This is a genomic window from Paraburkholderia sp. BR10937, assembly GCF_040965695.1.
GTDB lineage: Bacteria > Pseudomonadota > Gammaproteobacteria > Burkholderiales > Burkholderiaceae > Paraburkholderia.
On sequence record NZ_JBFRCL010000061.1, the window covers coordinates 35,924 to 52,317 of the forward strand.

The 16,394-nt window shown below is 64.1% G+C and carries 15 protein-coding genes and 1 pseudogene; 11 read left to right on the forward strand and 5 right to left on the reverse strand.

The features are described from left to right. The first annotated feature begins 6 nt into the window (after positions 1–6). From leuC to AB4Y44_RS34635, 4 genes are all read left to right on the forward strand, one after another. A complete protein-coding gene (leuC, locus tag AB4Y44_RS34620; protein WP_342922684.1) occupies positions 7–1,425 on the forward strand; it encodes a 3-isopropylmalate dehydratase large subunit in 1,419 nt (472 codons plus the stop codon). Beyond that, entirely contained in the window at positions 1,418–2,056 is a 639-nt protein-coding gene (leuD, locus tag AB4Y44_RS34625) for a 3-isopropylmalate dehydratase small subunit (protein WP_342922685.1), read from the forward strand. Before leuC ends, leuD begins: the two co-directional genes overlap by 8 nt. Before the next feature lie 110 nt (positions 2,057–2,166). Then, a complete protein-coding gene (locus tag AB4Y44_RS34630; protein ID WP_368702049.1) occupies positions 2,167–3,483 on the forward strand; it encodes an MFS transporter in 1,317 nt (438 codons plus the stop codon). Between the two features lie 120 nt (positions 3,484–3,603). After that, positions 3,604–4,794 carry a sugar transporter gene (locus AB4Y44_RS34635; RefSeq protein WP_368702050.1) on the forward strand — a complete coding sequence of 397 codons (1,191 nt, stop codon included), beginning with the start codon at positions 3,604–3,606 and terminating at the stop codon, positions 4,792–4,794. Between the two features lie 49 nt (positions 4,795–4,843). Here AB4Y44_RS34635 and AB4Y44_RS34640 read toward each other — a convergent pair whose 3' ends face one another. Then, positions 4,844–6,271, reverse strand: a complete 1,428-nt coding sequence (locus tag AB4Y44_RS34640; protein WP_368702051.1) for a sensor histidine kinase — start codon at positions 6,269–6,271, stop codon at positions 4,844–4,846. Further along, the gene (locus AB4Y44_RS34645; RefSeq protein WP_042267376.1) at positions 6,258–6,923 is read right to left on the reverse strand and encodes a response regulator transcription factor; all 666 of its coding nucleotides are present in this window, start codon (positions 6,921–6,923) and stop codon (positions 6,258–6,260) included. Before AB4Y44_RS34645 ends, AB4Y44_RS34640 begins: the two co-directional genes overlap by 14 nt. 153 nt (positions 6,924–7,076) lie before the next feature. Here AB4Y44_RS34645 and AB4Y44_RS34650 point away from each other — a divergent pair, with 153 nt between their 5' ends. Further along, on the forward strand, positions 7,077–8,123 hold the full coding sequence (locus AB4Y44_RS34650; RefSeq protein ID WP_368702058.1) for an ABC transporter substrate-binding protein: 1,047 nt from the start codon (positions 7,077–7,079) through the stop codon (positions 8,121–8,123). A gap of 42 nt (positions 8,124–8,165) precedes the next feature. Then, positions 8,166–9,476, forward strand: coding sequence for an MFS transporter (locus AB4Y44_RS34655; RefSeq protein WP_368702052.1), 1,311 nt, complete (start codon positions 8,166–8,168; stop codon positions 9,474–9,476). A 99-nt stretch (positions 9,477–9,575) separates the two neighbouring features. On the opposite strand, the gene AB4Y44_RS34660 is transcribed toward AB4Y44_RS34655, so the two are convergent. Next, the gene (locus tag AB4Y44_RS34660; RefSeq protein ID WP_368702053.1) at positions 9,576–10,271 is read right to left on the reverse strand and encodes a glycine zipper 2TM domain-containing protein; all 696 of its coding nucleotides are present in this window, start codon (positions 10,269–10,271) and stop codon (positions 9,576–9,578) included. A 367-nt stretch (positions 10,272–10,638) separates the two neighbouring features. Here AB4Y44_RS34660 and AB4Y44_RS34665 point away from each other — a divergent pair, with 367 nt between their 5' ends. Further along, entirely contained in the window at positions 10,639–10,983 is a 345-nt protein-coding gene (locus AB4Y44_RS34665) for a hypothetical protein (protein ID WP_368702054.1), read from the forward strand. Between the two features lie 10 nt (positions 10,984–10,993). Here the strand turns inward: AB4Y44_RS34665 and AB4Y44_RS34670 are convergent, their stop codons facing one another. Further along, the gene (locus AB4Y44_RS34670; RefSeq protein WP_342922692.1) at positions 10,994–11,368 is read right to left on the reverse strand and encodes a hypothetical protein; all 375 of its coding nucleotides are present in this window, start codon (positions 11,366–11,368) and stop codon (positions 10,994–10,996) included. Positions 11,369–11,601: 233 nt separating this feature from the next. Beyond that, positions 11,602–12,345, reverse strand: a complete 744-nt coding sequence (locus tag AB4Y44_RS34675; RefSeq protein ID WP_342922746.1) for a TetR/AcrR family transcriptional regulator — start codon at positions 12,343–12,345, stop codon at positions 11,602–11,604. A gap of 233 nt (positions 12,346–12,578) precedes the next feature. Here AB4Y44_RS34675 and AB4Y44_RS34680 point away from each other — a divergent pair, with 233 nt between their 5' ends. From AB4Y44_RS34680 to AB4Y44_RS34695, 4 genes and pseudogenes are all read left to right on the forward strand, one after another. Further along, positions 12,579–13,502: a VOC family protein gene (locus tag AB4Y44_RS34680; protein WP_342922693.1), complete on the forward strand. Its 924-nt coding sequence runs from the start codon at positions 12,579–12,581 to the stop codon at positions 13,500–13,502. A 56-nt stretch (positions 13,503–13,558) separates the two neighbouring features. Beyond that, positions 13,559–14,413 carry a 2-hydroxy-6-oxo-6-phenylhexa-2,4-dienoate hydrolase gene (gene bphD / locus AB4Y44_RS34685; RefSeq protein WP_342922694.1) on the forward strand — a complete coding sequence of 285 codons (855 nt, stop codon included), beginning with the start codon at positions 13,559–13,561 and terminating at the stop codon, positions 14,411–14,413. 146 nt (positions 14,414–14,559) lie between these two features. Then, positions 14,560–16,098: a bifunctional 3-(3-hydroxy-phenyl)propionate/3-hydroxycinnamic acid hydroxylase gene (locus tag AB4Y44_RS34690; RefSeq protein ID WP_368702055.1), complete on the forward strand. Its 1,539-nt coding sequence runs from the start codon at positions 14,560–14,562 to the stop codon at positions 16,096–16,098. Between the two features lie 121 nt (positions 16,099–16,219). Beyond that, positions 16,220–16,394 (forward strand): annotated as a pseudogene (locus tag AB4Y44_RS34695) (2-keto-4-pentenoate hydratase); the annotation flags it as partial.

The following is a 16,394-nucleotide window of genomic DNA, read 5'->3' on the forward strand; positions in this document are numbered from 1 at the left end:
TTCATCATGTCCTCACACACGCTTTACCGGAAGCTGGTTGATTCGCATACCGTATCGATCGTCGACGCCGAGCATGTTCTGCTCTACGCCGATCTGCACATCATGAACGAGTACACGAGCCCGCAAGCGTTCGCGGGCCTGGGTGAGAAGGGCCTGCGCGTGCGCCGCCCGCGCCAGCAGATGGGCGTGGTCGATCACGTGATTCCCAGCAAGCCGGTGCCCGTGGCCGCGCGCACGATCGAGATCGTCGACGCCGCGAAGCAGGCCGCGAACTTCACGCGCAATTGCGTGGAGCAGGGCATTCATCTGTTCGATATCCACGACCCCATGCAGGGGATCGAGCATGTGGTTGCCCCCGAGATCGGCCTGATTCGCCCCGGCATGGTCGTGCTGTGCGGCGACAGCCACACGACGACCTACGGCGCACTGGGCGCGCTCGGCTTCGGCATCGGCACCTCGGAAGTCGAGCACGTACTGGCGACGCAGACGCTCGTGTATCGCGTCGCGAAGGACATGCGCATCGTGGTGGACGGCGCGCTGCCGCCGGGAACGACATCGAAGGATCTCGTGCTGCACATCATTGCGAAGATCGGCGCGCAGGGCGCGCGCGGCTACGCCGTCGAATATGCGGGCGCAGCGATCGCCGGGCTCTCCGCCGAGGCGCGGATGACTCTCTGCAACATGACCGTGGAGGCGGGCGCGCGCGCCGCGCTGATCGCGCCCGACCGCACGACGCTCGACTACGTGGCCGGCAAGGTCCGCGACCTCGACGCGAAGACGCTCGATGCCGCGTGCAACGCGTGGTCGCAACTGCGCTCCGATGACGACGCGCATTTCGATGTCGAGCATCGCTTCGACGCCGCGCGCGTCGCGCCTTACGTCACATGGGGGACGAGCCCGGACCAGGCGCTGCCGGTGGACGGCCGTATTCCCGAGGCAGCCGAAGGCGCGGGTCTCGACGCCGCGACGCTGCACAAGGCGCTCGATTACATCGGCCTCGCCGCGGGCGCGCCGATCGAAGGCACGCCCATCGACCGCGTCTTCATCGGCTCTTGCACGAACGCGCGCATCGAAGATCTGCGCGCCGTCGCCCAGGTCGTGCGCGGTCGCAAGGTGGCCGCGACGGTGCGCGCGATGGTCGTGCCGGGCTCGGGCATGGTGCGCGACCAGGCCGAGCGCGAAGGCATTGCGCAACTGCTGATCGACGCCGGGTTCGAGTGGCGCCAGCCGGGCTGCTCGATGTGTCTCGCGATGAACGACGATGTGCTCGCGCCGGGGGAGCGCTGTGCATCGACGACGAACCGCAATTTCGAAGGGCGCCAGGGGCGCGACAGCAAAACGCATTTGATGAGTCCCGCGATGGCCGCTGCCGCCGCGATAGCGGGCCGCATCGTCGACATTCGCAAGGAGCTTGCACATGGCTGAGCCGTTCATGATCTCGGGCGTGGCCGCGCCGCTGCCGGTCAACAACCTCGATACCGACCAGATCATGCCCAAGCAGTTTCTGCTCGGCATCGATAAATCGGGACTCGCGCGCGGGCTGCTGTACGACCTGCGCTTCGATGCCGATGGCCGCGCTCGGGAGGACTTCGTGCTCAATCGCGCCGAATATCGCGGCGCCAAGGTGCTGATCGGCGGCTCGAACTTCGGCTGCGGATCGAGCCGCGAACACGCCGTGTGGGGCCTGCAGCAGGCAGGTTTCGAAGCGGTGATCGCACCGGGCTATGGCGAGATCTTCTATTTCAATTCGACGAACAACCGGCTGCTGCTCGTCACGCTGACGCCGCAACAGGTCGAGGCGCTGGTCGCGGAGATCGCGAGCGGTGACGACAAGCACGTGTCGATCGATGTCGAAAACGAAGTCGTGATCGCGCCATCGGGCGAGCGCTATGCGTTCTCGCTGCCGCCGCGCCAGAAGCTGATGCTCGTGGAAGGGCTCGACATGATCGGCATGACGCTGCGCCAGCAGGCAGCGATCGACGCGTTCGAGGCGAAACACTGGGCCGCGCAGCCGTGGTGCCGCATTGACCTTCCGGCGCAACAGCAGCGCGGATAACACCCGCAGTCAGCCCTCATTGATGACCAGACCGTTCGCGCGACGCGCACAACGGCACGGGGGCGCATTCACCGCCGCGCGCGGCGAGTGCGCTCCACACGGAGACACCCATGAACATTGCCGCAGTCGATCCGCAGGACGCCGCCGCGTTGGAGCCCAGCGTCGTGCGCAAGGTCTCACGACGCATCACGCCGTTCATCATCGTCCTGTATTTCCTGAGCTTTCTGAACCGCGTGAACGTCGGCTTCGCCGGGCTCACGATGAATCATGACATCGGGCTCACGCAAGCCATGTTCGGCGTTGGCGCGGGGATTTTCTTCGTCGGCTATATCGCGGCCGGCATGCCGTCCAACCTCGCGCTGCAGCGCGTCGGCGCGCGCAGATGGATCGCATTGCTGATGGTGGCATGGGGTCTGCTCTCCGCGGCCACGGCGTTCGTCACGGGCCCGTACAGCTTCTATACGCTGCGCTTCGTGCTCGGTCTCGCCGAAGCGGGTTTCTTTCCCGGCATCATTCTCTACCTGAGCTTCTGGTTTCCCGCGCGCCATCGCGCCTTCGTCACGGCGATGTTCATGACCGCCGCGCCGCTCTCGAACATGATCGGCTCGCCCATCTCGGGCGCGCTCATGAGCCTGGAGGGCGCAGCGCATCTGCACGGCTGGCAGTGGCTCTTCCTCGTCGAAGGCGCGCCCACCGTGCTGCTCGGCATCGTTTCGTACTTCTATCTGACCGACCGGCCCGAAGACGCACAGTGGCTCGCGCCCGCCGAGCGCGAGTGGCTGAGCGGCGAAATGCGGCGCGAACGCGAAGCGAAGGCGGCGCAGAGCAAGTCGAGCGTGTGGGGCGCCGTGAAGGACTCGCGCGTGCTGCTGCTCGCGCTCGTCTATGCGGGCACGTCGACAGGGCTCTACGCCATCGGCATCTGGGCGCCGATGATCATCCGCCACTTTGGCTTCAGCTACTTCGAGCTGGGCCTCGTGAACGCGATACCGAATCTGTTCGCGGTCGTGACGATGGTGCTCTGGGCGCGCAACTCGGACCGCACCAACGAACGGCGCCTGCACGTTGCGATTGCGTGTCTCGCGGCCGGTATCGGCATGCTGATGTCCGGCCACGCCGCCAACGCCATTGTGCTGATCATTGGGCTCTCGATCGCGAACTTCGGCATCAACGCGGCGAAGCCGCCGCTCTGGAGCATGCCCACGCAGTTTCTCTCGGGTTCTGCCGCGGCGGCGGGCATCGCGATCATCAACGCGATGGGCAGCCTCATCGGCGGCACGCTCGGCCCGATGGTGATCGGCCGGCTGCGCGACCTGAGCGGCGACTATTCGCTGGGGCTGTATTTCGTCAGCGCCACGCTGCTCGTTTCGGCGGCGCTCGCGTATGCGTTCGGGCTGCGCGCCAGAAGGAGGCACCCACAGCCGTGAAACGAGCGGGCCCGGCCCGCGCTGCTTACGGCAAGGGCCAGAAGAGGCACTGTACGGTTCAGGGATCGCATACCGCGCGATACGCGATAATCGCACTTTATCGACTCCCGCATCTCTCGTATGTCGACGCCTGAACCGGTCTCGTCCGGGCACTCCTGGTGGGGCGTGCTCGTCCTGGCGCTCTCGGCCTTCATTTTCAACACGACCGAATTCGTGCCCGTTGCACTGCTGAGCGCCATTGGCGAGAGCCTGCACATGAAGCCGACCGACGTCGGCCTCATGCTGACGATCTACGCGTGGACGGTGGCCGTGGCGTCGCTGCCCCTGATGCTGCTGACGCGCAACGTCGAACGCCGCAAGCTGCTGACCTGGATATTCGCGCTCTTCGTCGTCAGCCATATCGTGACCGGCGTGGCGTGGAACTTCACGGTGCTGATGGTGGGCCGGATCGGCATTGCCTTTGCGCACGCCATCTTCTGGTCGATTTCCGTCTCGCTGGTGGTGAGGCTCGCGCCGCCCGGCAACAAGAGCCGGGCGCTCGCCATGCTCGGCATGGGGACCTCGATCGCCATGGTGGCCGGTATTCCGCTTGGGCGCGTGATCGGCGAGACGCTGGGGTGGCGGCAGACGTTCTTCGTCATCGCGGGCGCGGCGGCATTTGCGCTGCTCATGCTGCGCGTGATGCTGCCCGTGTTGCCGAGCCAGCAAACGGGCTCGTTCAGCAGCGTGCCCGTGCTGTTCAGAAAGCCGATGCTCGCCTCGCTCTATCTGCTCACGATCCTCGTCGTGACCGCGCATTTCACGTCGTACACGTATATCGAGCCCTTCATTCACACCGTGGGCCACGAAAGCAGTCAACGCATCACCTATATCCTGATCCTGTTCGGCAGTGCCGGCATTCCCGCGGCGATTTTCTTCAATCGCCTTTATCCGCGCGATCCGGCGCGGTTCCTGCAAGCGGCCGTGATCGCCGTGTGCGTGTGCCTGCTCGTGCAGTTTCCCGCTGTGCTGAGCATCGTCACGTTGTCCGTTCACACGCTGGTGTGGGGCGGCGCAATCGTTTCCTTCGGCCTTGCCATGCAGGCATGGGTGCTCAAGCTCGCGCCCGAAGCCGCGGACCTCGCGGTCTCGATCTATTCCGGCCTCTATAACGTGGGGATCGGCGCGGGCGCGCTGCTCGGCAACCATATTGCCAATGGTTTCGGCGTGTCGTGGGTCGGCAGCTTCGGCGGCGTGGTGGGCGGGCTTGGGGCTGGAGTATGCTGGCTCGCATTGCGCATGTATGCGCGGGCGCATCCATCAGAGACCTGATTGACTACGCGCGCCGACGAACTCGCGCTACTACGCTTTCGCGAGGCGTTCACCGTGGCGCAGCGGGAGGCGTGCCGCCTTCTTCGGGAGGAAACGTCAGCATCACGGCAAACCCGCCCCCGGCGGGAAACGCGAAGTTCACGCGCCCGCCGTGCGCCTTCATCACCGCCTGCACGATGGCGAGCCCGAGGCCGGAGCCCGTCGTGCGCTCCGCGCCCTCCTGGCCGATGCGCTCGAACGGCCGCAACGCGGCGTCCCAGTGTTCGCGCGCAATGCCTCGTCCGTTGTCGGTCACGGTCAGCGTGACGGCCTCCGGCGCGGCGTTCACGGTGACCACGATATCGTCGGCCTTGCCGTGCAGCAGCGCGTTGTGCAGCACGTTCGACAGCGCTTCCTGCAGGCTCACGGGGTCGCCCGCGATCCAGACCTGCGGCGCGTTGCTTTCGAATGCCACTTGCACGTCGCGTTCGTCGGCGAGCGGAATCGTTCGGCCCAGCACTTCCCTTGCGAGCTTCGCGAGGTCCACGTGCTGCAGCGGGACCACTTCGGTGCGATGAATCACCATCGCGTGATTGAGCAGCTGGCCGGTGAGCCGGCCCACGTCCGAACAGGTGGCCCGCAACGCTTCGAGCCGCGCGGCGTGGCGCGCGGGATCGGACTCGGTGCTGAGCAATTCGATCTGCGCGTCGAGCCGCGCGATCGGCGTGCGCATCTGGTGCGCGGCGTCGGCGATGAAGCGCTGCATGGCCGTCATGCGTTCGGCAAGCCGGCCGATCAGCCCGTTGATGGCGCCGATCAGCGCGTTGATTTCGCTCGGCGTGTCGTGCACCACGGGCCGCAGGTCGGCCGGGTCGCGCGCGGCGATGATCTGTTCGATCTGCGCGAGCGGACGCAGGCCGCGCCGGATCGCCAGGCCGCTCGCGCCGATGGCGAGCACGCTCATCAGCAGGATCAGCGTCCAGACCTTGAGGCTCATGTCGTTCGTGAGCTGCTGGCGCGCATGCGTGGTCTGCGCGACGGTGACGAGGGCCCAGCCGGGCGGCCGCGCGTCTGGCATGTAGCGCCCGATGGTCGCCGTGCGCACGCGCTCGCCCTGGTAGCGGGCGTTCGCGAACGTCGGACCCTGGCGCGCGCTCATCGCGCTCGTCGTACTGGCCGGACCGGGAAGGTCGCCATACCCCGCGACGACGAGGCCGCGCGCGTCGACCACCTTGTAGTAGACGACGTCATAGCGCGAGAGCGTGGAGAGCGCGGCCACCGGCGGATTGAGCGCGAGCACGCCGCCCTGCACGTAGAGGTTTTCGGCGACCTGGATGGCTGCGCCCGCAAGCAGCTGGTCGTAGGCGCGCTCGGACGCAACGCCCGCGTAATAGCGCGCGATGCCCGCGAGCGCCGCCGCGCCCGACGCCACGACGAGCGCGATGAAGAGCAGCGTGCGCCCGAGCAGCGTTTTCGGGAACCAGTCAAAGCGCGGCAATTTGATATCCCATGCCGCGCGCCGTGCGGATTTCGACCGAACTGCCCTGCAGCTTCTTGCGCACGCGCGTGACGTATTGTTCGACAGCGTTCGCGCTCGGCTCGTTGCCGTAGCTGAACAACTGGTTCAGCAGCTCTTCCTTCGGGAAGATGCGCTGCGGACGGCTGGCGAGGATTTCGAGCAGCGCGAATTCCTGGCGCGAGAGTGAAAGCGGTTTGCCGTCGAGTTCGGCCAGGCGGCTGCTGCGGTCGATGGCGAGACCGCCGAGCCTCACCACATCGTTCGCGTGCCCGCTGTTGCGGCGCAGGAGCGCCTGCACGCGCGCCTCGAGTTCGCGGTAGTCGAACGGTTTGACGAGATAGTCGTCGGCGCCGAGACCGAGGCCGCTCACGCGGTCGTCGATGGCGGAGCGTGCGGTGAGCAGCAGCACCGGCGTGGTCGAGCCTGCCGCGCGCAGATGGCGCAGAATCTCGAAGCCGTCCATGGCGGGAAGCATCACGTCGAGCACGACCAGATCGAAGCGCTCCACGCCAAGCAAGCTGTTCGCCGTGGCGCCGTTTGCTTCGAGGTCCACCGCGTGACCGAGCCGCGTGAGGCGGCTGCGGACCGCCGCGCCGATTTCCGCGTCGTCCTCTACCACCAGAATGCGCATGATGCCGTTCCTGCCGAAATCTTCATGGGTGCGGGTTTTCCCCGAGGTCTACTCTGTGTGTTTCTCAGCATTTTCTCAGACTCGCCCGGTAATCTCGCGAACCATGGAAGATGGCGCGACGTGATTACGACACGAACCAACGGAGACGGCAAGATGCGCGTGAAGTCGCCGCGGCCTTCACCGCGTCGGCGCGCGCTCGTTGCGGCCGGGCTTGGCGCGGCGGCCGTTGCCGCGGGGCTCGCGCCTGGCTGGGTCCGGGCCACGCCGCGCACAGTGCGCATTTCCAAGGGCTATGGTCTGCTGTATCTGCCGCTGCTCGTGATGGAAAAGGCGCGGCTCTTCGAGCGCCATGCGGCCCGCCAGGGGCTCGCGGACGTGAGCGTGGAGTGGGTGAGGCTCGACGGCGGCAATTCCGTCGACGACGCCATGATGGCCGGCACGCTCGACTTCGCCGCCGTGGGCGCGCCCGGCTTCATCGAACTGTGGGCGCGGGCGCGCGGCATACCGAACGTCGAGGTGATCGGCATCAGCGGCCTGTCGGCCACAGCGCTCTCGCTCAACACGAACCGCCCGCAGATCGCGACGCTGCGCGATTTCACGAGCGCCGACCGCATTGCGGTGCCGGGCATTCGCACCTCGCTTTCGGCCGTCGTGCTGCAAATGGTGGCGAGCAAGCTGCTCGGGCCGCAGCACTTCGCGCAGCTCGATTCGATCACCGTCGGCCTGCCGCATCCGCAGGCCATGCAGTCGCTGATCCGGCGCGAGGGCGGCATCACCGCGCATTTCGCGTCGCCGCCGTTCTCGACGCTCGAATTGCAGCAGCCGGGCATCCACCGCGTGGTCAATTCTGTCGACGTGCTCGGGCCGCTCACGCTCGACGTGGTGTTCACGCCCAAGCGCCTCGTCGATACCGAGCCGGCGCTGGCAAAAGCGTTCCTTCACGCGCTCGACGAGGCGAACCGGATGATCGCGCAGGACAAGGCGGCCGCGGCGCAGATCTATGTCGATTCGTCGGGCTTCGGCGCGTCGCGCGAGCACGTGGTGCAGACGCTCTCCGCACCGGAGTCGCGCTTTTCGGTCTGGCCCGAGCAGTTGATGGAGTACGTGGATTTTCTGTACATGGTGGGCACGATCAAGGCGAAGCCGCGCACATGGAACGACATGTTCGTGGCGATGCTCGCGGACTTCCGCCCGTCTTAGGCGCACGCGCACGCAACATACAAATAAACGCAGGAGAACAAAGTGAATACAGTCTCAACCGTCGATCAACAGTCCGCCGAAGAGCGCGGCGTCATGTCGAAGATCGCGCGCCGTCTCATGCCGATCCTCGTCGTGATGTTTCTGATCTCGTTCATCGACCGGCAAAACGTCGGCTTCGCGAAGCTGCAGATGGTGCACAGCCTCAACATGACCGAAACGGCGTTCGGCCTCGCGTCGTCTCTGTTCTTTATCGGCTATCTGCTGTTCGAAGTGCCCAGCACGCTCGCGCTGCACCGCTTCGGCGCGCGCGTGTGGCTCGCGCGCATCATGCTCACCTGGGGCGTGATCACGGTGTTGATGGGCTTCACCACCTCGATGCAGGTGTTCTGCGGCCTGCGCCTCGCGCTGGGCGTGGCCGAAGCCGGCTTCTATCCCGGCGTGATCTACTACCTCACGCTGTGGTTTCCGCAAAGCTATCGCGCGCGCGTGCTCGGCATCTTCACGCTGGGCAGCGCGCTCGCGAACATGCTGGGCTCGCTCGTGGGCGGCTGGCTGCTGAGCCTCAATGGCGTATGGGGCCTCGCCGGCTGGCAGTGGGTGTTCATCGCCACGGGCCTGCCCGCCGTGCTGGTCGGCATCGCCGTGTTCAGGCTGCTGCCGGCGTCGTACCAGGAAGCGCGCTTTCTGAACGAGCGCGAAAAGCAGATCGTGGCGGCCGCGCACGAGCGCGAGAAGCCCGAGCACGCCGAACACGCGCAGCCCTGGAAGGCGCTGCTCGATCCGCGTGTGATGCTGTTTGCGGCGACCTACATGCTGATGTCGACGTCGCTCTACGGCGTGACCTACTGGCTGCCCACGCTCGTGAAGTCGTTTGGCGTGTCGAGCAGCATGAACGGGCTGTTGAGCATGCTGCCGTGGGCGCTGGCGGTGCTGCTGCTGCTGTGGCTGCCCTCGAAACTGCGCCGCGCGAAAAGCATTCTTCGCGCGATGGCGATCGTCGCGGCGCTCGGCACGCTGGGCTTCCTGCTGAGTCTCCTGCTGCCTTCCACGCCGCTGCGCTTCATCGCACTCGTGTTCGGGGGCGCGTGCATTCCGCTCCTGTACCCGTGCTTCTGGTCGATGCCGCCGCGCTACTTCACCGGCGCGCGGGCGGCGGCGAGCGTCGCGGCGATCAACTCGATCGGCAATCTCGGCGGCTTCTTTGGCCAGAACCTCATGCCGCTCGCGGGCAAGCTCACGGGCACCGCGTTCGGGCCGATGATCGTGCCGATCGTGTGCCTCGCGGTGCTCGGTCTCGGCGTCGTGGTGGCGTGGGGACGTTCCGGGCACGCCATCGAGGGCGTGCCGGCTTGACCCGGGCTGCTCGTCGCGTTTATGGGGCCAGAAAGGGTGGTGGCCCTGAATGCAATCCTTGAGCACGTAATCGCAGGTTGCCAGGACAACACAGGCTGATTACGACGCGCTCAAGGAGTCACCCGAGACATGAACGCGCTCACCGACCTGGACCGGTGGCTGCGTTGAGTAGTTGAAGTTCCGGTAGCTACCGTCCTGCATTCTGACCTGCACCTGGTAACTCGTCGCCTTGCGTACAGCATGCTCAATGCCATTGCCCGCAAAGCCACCGCCGACGGCGCCAGCAATTGTTGCCAGAACGCGACCGCGTCCTCCGCCGACCTGATTTCCCAGCAGCCCGCCGGCGACAGCCCCGCCTACCGCCCCGAGACCCGTTGTCGGCTCGGGTTCCTGGACCGTATTGATTGCGACGACTTCGCCGGCGTTCGGGTCAACGGCAACTGGCCTCGGAGCCGGTTGTGCCGACGATTGATATGTGTCGTTGTTCGCATACCTTGGGGACTGCTCAACTGAAACACTATGGTGATGATGGACGCGCGGTTGCACAGGCGTTTCCTCCCGCGTCACGCGCTGGTCCGCGTTCGATTGCGGTGAAGCGACCGGTGCGCTCGCGATTTGTGCAGCGACCGGAATAGCCTGCGTCGGAGGAGCAGTCACAGCTCGGGATGTCGGAAGCACGCCTGTCATCGCCGCGATACCTGTAGCGCTGGCCAGGATGACCGCCACGGCCGCGCCAGCAACCAAAGGGTGAATGCGACTACGCTGCTGCGAACCGGAAGTTAGATTGGTGCTCATGTCGCGCTCCGTTGAGATGTGTCAGCAAGAACGCCGCAATCGACACAGTGGTGCACCGGTCCAGTGTGAGATTTGTAAGCAGTTGTAGTGCTTTACGGAGGGTTCGACGGAAAGCGTCTTCGAGGGTGGACCGTTCAGGAGTCAAGGACAAAGCGTGCGATTTTTCGGGACGACTTCATTTGCGAGAAATGGGCAGACCAACATTGTTTGCGACAGGACAGGAATCGTTTGCGAACCACCAAGGGATCGCGATTGTATTTCTGGCGGTAACAGTGAATTCAGTCTATGGGCATAGACTTTCGATAGGGCGACCCTAAAATCCAGACTCATGTGAGCGTATTGCGACGCTCGATCGTGAGAGGGATTCATGGAGCAGATTATCAAGGGGGCCGTCAGGCTTGCGGGCGTGGCAAGCCGGTCCTCGCACAAGCTCGCCGTATCGCTTGCCGCCGCCTGCACGGTGCTGGCGGGTTGCGCGTCGGCCGGCGACGTCACCACGGCGGACAACTCGGGCACGTACGTCGTTTCGGCGTCCGCGACGGGCGGGCGCCTCGCATGGGCGCGCGCCCACAAGCGCGCGGTGAGCGAGGCCAACGACTTCTGCGAGAGCCGCGGCATGCAAACGAGTCTCGGCATGGAGCACACCGAAGGCCTCGAGGCGCTGCAGCAGCAGGCCTCCGTTATCCGCTTCGAGTGCCATCCCAAGCTTTGAGGCGCGCGCCTCAGCGAATCACGAACGTTTCCCTGCGAGTCCCGTACCACTTCGTGACTTCGGAGTGGCCGGTCAGTCTGGACGACTTCAGAATCGGGCTCGTGACGCGATACAGCCGGTCCGGGTCGGGCCCGTACATGTAGAGATACCCGTCGTTGCCGTCGATGTGAATTTCGGTTTCGCCGAGTTCGCCTGCGTCCGCGCGCTTGATGGCGCCGGCCAGCCGCTGTTCGAGCGCATGAATCTGCGGGCGGTCTTTCGGGTAGTAGTCGAAATGGACCATCATGGCCGGCCCCGGCGGCTTCTGTGCCGGTTGCGCGGCGGCGCTGCCCGCGGCGAGTGCGAGGCCCAGCAACGTGGCGAGGTTTTTCCGGATTTTCGGCATGGGTGAATGGCGTCCGCGAAAGAAGCTGCGATGTTCGCATATCGACGGGGAGGCTTGGAGCGGCAGCGCTCTTGCCAGAACGCAAAGCCCTTAAAACAAAATTGCCGTCCGCCGCCTCGGCCTCAATTATTCGAACAACAGCACAAAACCTGAGGTCTCTCCCGCAACGTCCGGATGGAATATCGATTCAGTTCGCCATGCCTCTTGCCAGATTCCGGCGGACCCGAAAAACGCTACCCAGAGACTTTTAAGCCGCCGCTCGCCGCGCGCCCTCCTCGTCGCGGGGGCACGTTACCCCGGACCCCCGCCGATGGCTTCTTCCGCTTTGGAGCACGCTCGCGGAGCGATGCAGCACGCGTTTCGCCAAGAGCGATCATGGCGTCGGTGAGTTGCTCCATGTGCGCTTTCATTGTCTTGTTGTCGCCAGACTGCAAGGATATAAACGCACCGTCAAATCCAAGCATGCCAAAGTACGCGAGTTCGTCGGCCACATCCGACGCCAAGGCCTCTCCCACTTCGCTGAATGCGTTACGAATCATCTCGCTCATGTAATTGCGACCTTCGTTGCGCACTTCCACGACGATCTGCATGGCATCGGGTTCGGCGGCCTCGTTGCTCATGACCATGAGAAACAACAGGCGCAGGAAGTTCTCACGGTGCTCGAACACCTCGCCCGTTTTTTTCAGATACCAGCCGAGCCGTTCGCGCGGTGTGCCGCCTTGCGGTGGATGCTCGTGAGCTTCGCGCATGGCTGCGAAGAAATCGCGCGCGCCTCTGGCCATCACTTCTGCGAGCAGTCCGGCCTTCGAGCCAAAGTGATGGTAGATCGCACTCTTGGGGATTCCAGTCGCCTCGACCAGCGCGGACATTGACGTGCCTGCGTAACCATAAGCCGACATCACGCGCGCCGCCGCGTCGAGGATCTCCTGACGCGATCGTTGACCGCGCCGATTGCCAATCTGTTGTGCCTTTTCCATCAGCGAAGTATACGTCATCCTGTCTTGGACCGATCGGTACATTACTTGTTTTCCCTGGTGTTCGCCGTTTTGGACCTATCGGTACACTTCCGTCGTGGTCGCAACCGCCAGATTCGGTGCAGCGGCTTGTCATATCGGACCGGCTAGCCAGGTCCGAATCACATGGCGCGCTAAGGCGCTTCACCAATGCGCCGGGCAGGCAGTCAGGAAAAATCGCGAAAGGAGCAGAGGTAATGCATAGCGTATCGACGCTGGGATACATGGTTTTTGGAGTCAACGACCTGGCGGCATGGGAGGCGTTTGCCGTCAACGTACTTGGCTTGCAGGCTGGAAGGCGGGTGCCCGGCGAGTCACTCGGCCTGCGTATGGACGACTATGAACAGCGCATTCTGCTGGTGAGGAATGACCTCGATGATTTCCTCGCCGCTGGCTGGGAATTCGAATCGGATGCGGAACTCGAGGCGTTCGTCGTTCAGACGCGCGCTCAGGGGATCGACGTTGCCGAGGCGGACGCTGAAGTTGCCGAACAGCGCCGTGTCTCACGTCTGTTTGTCTGTTGCGATCCGGACGGCATCCGGCACGAATTCTACTGCGGTGCCTATAGGACCACATCCCGGGACACCTTCCGTTCGTCCGTGCTGCGCGGTGCATTTAGCACCGGACGCCTCGGTGCGGGGCACTTCGTCACCGTGCCCAGGCAGAGCGCACCCGCGAGGGCGTTTTGCGAGCGCGTATTGGGTCTGAAACTCAGCGACTCGATCAATGGCGATGCCGCGCCTGGCGTCAACCTCGATGTCGCCTTCTTCCACGCGCGTACCGGCCGGCATCATTCCCTGGCGATTGCTGATGTGCCGTTTCCGGTCCACAAACGTATCCATCACGTCATGGTCGAGTGTGTCGATCCCAACGATGTTGGCCTGGCCTACGATCGCTGCAAGCAGGCGGGAGTGCCCATCCTGATGGAGTTGGGCCATCACCCCAACGACCAGATGTTTTCCTTCTACATGATTTCGCCGTCCGGCTTCGCCATCGAGTTTGGCGCGGGTGGCATCGTGGTGGACGATGCAACGTGGGAGGTCAAACGCTACGCAGAGCTTAGCGATTGGGGGCATAAGCTGAATCCGCCGCCGGGCCCGGCTGCCGGAACTGCACAGTGAATCGTGTTTGAGCAAGCAAACGACGCATAGATCTACCATCATCGGAGCAAAAAAAAGTGACCCTGACCGAATCCAGTACGAGCAAGTTCGTGACGATCAACGAACCGGGCCTCGAGAATTTCACGATCCATTTCAACGATGCCGGGGAAGGGCCCGCTGTCGCGATGCTGCATGGCGGCGGCCCCGGCGCCAGTGGCTGGAGCAACTACTACCGCAATATCGAAGCGCTGGTCGCAGCGGGATTTCGCGTTCTGCTGATCGACAGCCCTGGATTCAACAAATCCGGCGAAATCGTCAGTGACGTGCCGCGCAACCTGCTGAACGCGCGTGCCACGAAGGGCGTGCTGGATGCGCTTGGTATCGAGAAGGCGCATCTGGTCGGCAACTCGATGGGCGGGGCTTCGGCGTTGAGTTTCGCGCTCGAGTTTGCCGATCGCCTCGATCGCATGGTGCTCATGGGACCGGGGGCGCAAGGCCCGAGCATCCTCCAGCCGCAACCGGGCGAGGGCATCAAGCACATGTTCAAGCTTTACTCGCAGCCGGGTTACGCGAACTTCGAAGCCATGCTCGACGTGTTCGTCTACAACCCGGCAGCGATCACTGAAGAGCTGCGTCGGGGGCGCTGGAACAATATCGAGTCGAACCTGAACCACCTGAAGAACTTCGTCGAAAGCTCGAAGCTTTGCCCGGTTACGACGTGGGACCTGTCCTCCCGTTTTGCGGAAATCGGCCACAAAACGCTGATTACGTGGGGACGAGACGACCGGTTCGTGCCGATCGATCATGGCCTGCGCATGATCAGCACATTGCAGGATGCACGGCTCCATATCTTCCCGAAGTGCGGCCACTGGGCACAGTGGGAACACGCTGAGGAATTCAACCGGCTCGTCATCGACTTCCTGAAGCACTAACGGCTAACGACGGCTGCGACGGCGCGCAGCGAGAATTCGCAATGCCGTCTCCGTGAAACAAGAACGGAGACGCATAAGCAATGTAATACGCACTACGAATCGAATAGCCGGCTTTCGCATTCCACAAAACCCATTGGAGTCACCCCATGTCAGAACACTTCGACGCGGACGTTGCCATCGTCGGCTACGGTCCTTCTGGTGTCATTGCCGCGCTTACGCTCGCGAAATATGGCATTTCCTGCGTTGCATTCGAACGGCATCGCGACATCTATCCGCGTGCCCGTGCCGTCACCGTGAATGACTGGACGATGCGGATTTTCCAGAATCTCGACGTTGACGAGCCGGTTCTGAAATGCATCGATCCCCAACGCGCATTGCGCTGGATGCGCTACGACGGTACGGAGATCATGCGCGTCGAGCATCCGCCTTCAACGCTGGGCATCAAGCCGCGCTTCTTCAATATTTACCAGCCGACCATGGAAGCTGCGCTGCGCGAGTCCGCAGCGCAGCATGGCGAATTGATCGATGTCCGCTACGGCTTCGAAGTGGCATCGCTGGAGCAGGACGAGACCGGCGTCACGGTCACGGCGAAGGATATCGATACCGGCGTCGTGACGAGCACGCGCGTACGTTATGTGATCGGCTGCGACGGCGGTAGCAGTGCCACGCGCGGCATGATCGGAGCGAAGCTCGAGGGCGATACGCTCGACGTGATGTGGATCGTGATCGACTGCCGTGCGAAACGTTGGTGGCCGGACCGGAACCTGTTGACCTTCTGGTCCGACAAGGAACGGCCGGTGGTGGACATCGCGCTCTCAGGCGGTAATCACCGTTGGGAGCTGCCGCTCAAGCCCGGCGAGACGGAGGCCGACTTCGCCACGAACGCCCAGATCTGGCCGCTGCTCGAGGCGTTGGGCGTGACCGGGGACGACGTGGAGATTCACCAGCATGCGTTCTATCGCCACCATACCCGTATGGCTGACAAGTGGCGCGAAGGCCGTGTGTTCCTGGCTGGCGATGCTGCGCACCTCATGCCGCCATGGGCTGGCGCCGGCATGCAGACGGGGATGCGCGATGCGTTCGATCTCGGCTGGAAGCTTGCGGGCGTCCTCAATGGAACCTTGCCCGAGCATTTCCTCGCCACCTACGAAGCCGAACGTCGGCCGAACGCCACCTTCTACACCCAGCTTGCCGTTCAGCTTGGCCGTGTCATCAAGCAGGAACTCTCGGAGGAGGAGCAGGCCGCACTCGATGCAGCACATCGCGATGCCGCTCAGGAACCGCCACTGATTGCACCGCCGGTGCTCGCGGCCGGATGGCTGCGCGGCCCGCTCGCCGACGACAGCATCGTGGGCCGGATGGTGCCGCAGCCGGTGGTCGGAGACATCCGTGGGGTGATGGGGCGCCTGGACGACTTGCTCGGTGACGGTTTCGTATTGCTCGGCGACGACGTGGACCCGGCGACGCTGCTCACCGCCGCGGAAAAGGACGCCTGGGACAGTCTCGGCGCACGGTACTTCGCCGTACGCCAGCAAGACCAGCACACTCAAGGCAACGACGAGTTGATCGACCTGGACGGCGTATTGCGTCCGTGGTTGCGCAAGTATGGTGCGCGCGCCGTGGCGTTGCGACCTGATCGGTTTGTCGCTGCCGCCGACGTGACCGGTCTTGCCGTGCCCGCCTGAGCCGCCGCAGTACGGAGCATCGGTTGCCGCAATGGATGCGCGGGCAACCGATGTCACGCAAAAAGAGAAGCGGGTGGCCGCAGAGCCACCCGGAAAACACTAGATGGGCAGGAGCTTAGGAATGCCAGATAGCAATGTGATCGATGCGCTTGCGAGCCGGCTGCGCAACGCCGAAGCCTCGCGCAACGTGATCGAGCCGGTGCGCGGCGAGATCGCTATCGACGATATCGCCACCGCTTACGCCGTGCAGCAGGCCAACGTCGATCTGCGCGTGGCGACCGGCGAGCGCATCGTGG